This window comes from Aeromonas sp. PrichA-15, assembly GCF_017939245.1.
GTDB lineage: Bacteria > Pseudomonadota > Gammaproteobacteria > Enterobacterales > Aeromonadaceae > Aeromonas > Aeromonas caviae.
In genome coordinates this window covers 1-3,104 of the sequence record NZ_JAGKRH010000205.1, presented here as the reverse complement: position 1 = coordinate 3,104, position 3,104 = coordinate 1, and the positions used below count along the sequence as shown (strand labels likewise).

2 protein-coding genes and 1 pseudogene are annotated in these 3,104 nt (G+C 62.1%); 1 reads left to right on the top strand and 2 read right to left on the bottom strand.

Annotation, left to right across the window (positions count from 1 at the left end; translation table 11 throughout):
* Positions 1-190: 190 nt before the first annotated feature.
* Both J9889_RS19465 and J9889_RS19460 read right to left on the bottom strand, forming a co-directional pair.
* On the bottom strand, positions 191-1,090 hold the full coding sequence (locus J9889_RS19465) for a DMT family transporter (RefSeq protein WP_042864813.1): 900 nt from the start codon (positions 1,088-1,090) through the stop codon (positions 191-193).
* Positions 1,091-1,199: 109 nt separating this feature from the next.
* Positions 1,200-1,640: a DUF2214 family protein gene (locus tag J9889_RS19460; protein WP_039040139.1), complete on the bottom strand. Its 441-nt coding sequence runs from the start codon at positions 1,638-1,640 to the stop codon at positions 1,200-1,202.
* Positions 1,641-1,750: 110 nt separating this feature from the next.
* Between J9889_RS19460 and J9889_RS19455 the strand changes: the two are divergent.
* Positions 1,751-2,959 (top strand): annotated as a pseudogene (locus J9889_RS19455) (cache domain-containing protein); the annotation flags it as partial.
* Positions 2,960-3,104: the final 145 nt, after the last annotated feature.

Here is a 3,104-nt window from a genome sequence, read left to right as displayed (position 1 = left end):
TTGGACAAACAGGCAGAGCAGTTCAAGTTACCCGCCCGCCGAGAACGAAGTTACCCAAGGTGCATCAAAGCCAAACCACAGAAGTATGCGACGAGAAAACCTAGTAAAAACAATGCCAGTCAGGCTTAACTGACTGGCATTACGCCCAAGGGCGCCTCGTTTTATTTGGGGTCAATGACCACCGCAGATATCAGGGCTGGCTGGGCACCTTGTTGCGGCGGGACTTCCACCACCAGCGCAGGCGGATCTGGGAGATGAGCATCCCCGCCAGCATCAGGGCACAGCCGACCACGGCCCGTTCGTCCAGATGTTCCCCCAGCAGCAGGACACCGCCAATGGCGGCGAACACCGTCTCCAGGCTGAGGATGATGGCGGCATGGGCCGGATGGGCACCGCGCTGCCCCACCACCTGCAGGGTATAGCCGATGCCGACCGAGACCAGACCGGCGTAGAGCAGCGCCTGCCAGCCCGCCACGGCACCACTCGCCGTCGGGGTCTCGATGACGAAGGCCGTGGCCAGGCTGAGCAGACCGCACACCACGAACTGCACCCCGGCAAGACGAATGGGGGCGACCCGGTTCGAGTAGTGATCCAGCACCAGCAGGTGCACGGCCCAGAACAGGGCCCCGATCACTTGCAGCAGATCGCCGTAGCCGATGGTGAACTCCTCGGTGACGCTGAGGTAGTAGAGCCCGGCCATGGCGATGAGGGCGCCTACCCAGGTGTTGGCCCCGGTCTTGTGGCGCAGGGCCAGGCCGATGACGGGGACCAGGATGATGTAGAGGCCGGTGATGAAGCCCGCCTTGGCGGCCGTGGTGTAGAGCAGCCCCACCTGTTGCAGGGAGGCGGCGGAGAAGAGCACGGTGCCGGCGATGAGGCCCCCGGTCAGCAGCAGGCGGTGATCACCGGCAGGCTGGGGCGGCTGGCGTGACTTGAGCCACCACAAGAGCGGCAGCAGGGAGAGGGCGCCCAGCAGGAAGCGCAGGCCGTTGAAGGTGAAGGGCCCCATGTGATCCATCCCCAGACGCTGGGCAACGAAGCCCAGCCCCCAGATGGCGGCGGCCATCAATAACATCATGTTTGAACGCATACGGAATCATCCCTGAGAAAGAGTCTCGGCGGCACTCGGGCCCCGCCATTACGATACCTGCGAGAAGGGGCGTTTGTCGTCAGCCATTTGTTGCCGGGCGAGGGCAGGATCAGCGGCTGGCCAGCTTGGCGAGCAGGGGCAGCAGGGCGAGCAGCAGCAGGTTGCCCCTAAGGATCCAGATCACCCAGAACTGCTGCTGGGTGGAGACAAGGGGAGCCCGTCCCTGGCGCAAGGATCGGCGCCAGTGGTGGAACAGCCGGCTGGGGTAGCCAAAGCTGATGGCCATGGCGAAGAACATCAGCAGCTTGGTGCGGTAACCCGGATTGGCAAGCAGGATGGCCGGTGGCTGGGGATGGGCGACCACCAGCAGCACGCCCGTGATGAAGATGAGCAGCAGGGCCAGGGCGGCCAGGCTGTCAGCCAGCAGCAGCTTGCGCACCTGCTCGATGGACATGCCGCGTCGGAACAGGAAATACTCCGAGGTGATGGCACCGGTCAGGGTGATCACGGCGCAGTAATGGAGGGCAGTCAGCAGTTCCGGTTTCAACATCCAGGCCAGTTCCTTCTCGTTGGCCACATGATGCGCTTCCCTTTGGACGCTATCAGGTGGGGCTGATATTCTGACACTACACGATGTCAGGGGATAGCATGGAGTCAGGGTTGGATAAGCGAGCAGTCTCCAAAAAGACCTGGTCCCTGGTGGCACGGATGCGCCTGGGCCTGCTTCTGCTCTTCATTCCCGTCCTGATGCTGGGCGCCATCTACTACTTGCACATGGAGCGCAGCCTGCAGCGAGAGCTGCAACAGCGCCTGCTCGCCACCAATCACCAGTTGCGCCACGTCTTCATCGAACCCTACCTGAACGAGATGGAGCGTCAGTTCTCCCTCATCTACGACCAGGTCAAGGTGGAGGACATCAGCGGCCCCCGTCTGCGCAACACCGACTCCTATCTCAGGGAGTGGCGTCTCTACAAGGGGGTGATGGCGGATCTCATCTACATCTATGTGGGCACCGCCGAGCGCCAGATGCTGATCTACCCCGAATGGCAGGCGGATGCGGACTTCGACCCCAGGGTGCGCCCCTGGTATCAGCTGGCCAGCCAGCATGTGGGCAAGATGGTCTGGACCGAACCCTACTACGACTACACCAACGGCACGCTGGTGATCGCCCTGGCGCGGGCCATCACCGACAAGGAGGGCAAGGTGCGGGGGGTCTTCGCGGTGGATGCCATCCTGGCCCCCTTCTCCGCCCAGCTGAACCGGCAGTGGAACAGCGGCTACCAGATGATCGTCAACCAGTCGGGCAAGGTGCTGGCCCACCCCGATCCCTCACAACTGCTCAAGCCTATGACGCACCCGACCTGGCTCTCCCGCTTCAGCGGAGAGGACGGCATCTTCCTGGATCAGGCGTCTCGCCAGTTCGTGGCCTACAGCCGCCTGCCGGACCACAACTGGGTGCTGATCAGCGTGTTGCCCGCCTCCAGCATCCAGGCGGTGGTGGCGAGTGCCTCCCTCAACGTGCTCGGGATCATCGTGCTGGCCAGCGTGCTCTACATGGTGCTGGCACTGATCTGGTCCCGTTATTTCAGGCGGATGCTGGACGAGATCTCCACCGTGATCCGGGCCAGCCGGACCCAGCCTGACGAGGTGCACCAGGGGGGGATGCGCGAGCTCAGGCACGTCTATGCCGAGCTGGCGGAGGTGAGCAAGGACTACCACGAGGTGCGCCAGCAGGCGAACCTCGACAAGCTGACCGGCCTTTACAACCGGCGCTTCTTCGACGAGCGGTTGAATCGGCTGCTGCTCGATCAGGACCGCTTCTGCCTGGCCATGATCGATCTGGACGGTTTCAAGCGGATCAATGACACCTCATGTACAGGATCTTTAGCAGCAACCAATTGAAATAGATATAAAAATGGCTTCGATTGTGATCTGATTTTATCGCCAAACAAAACCGCCACGCACGAAGCCATGACCATTATCGATGCCAACCACTATCTTGAGCAACTTCTCT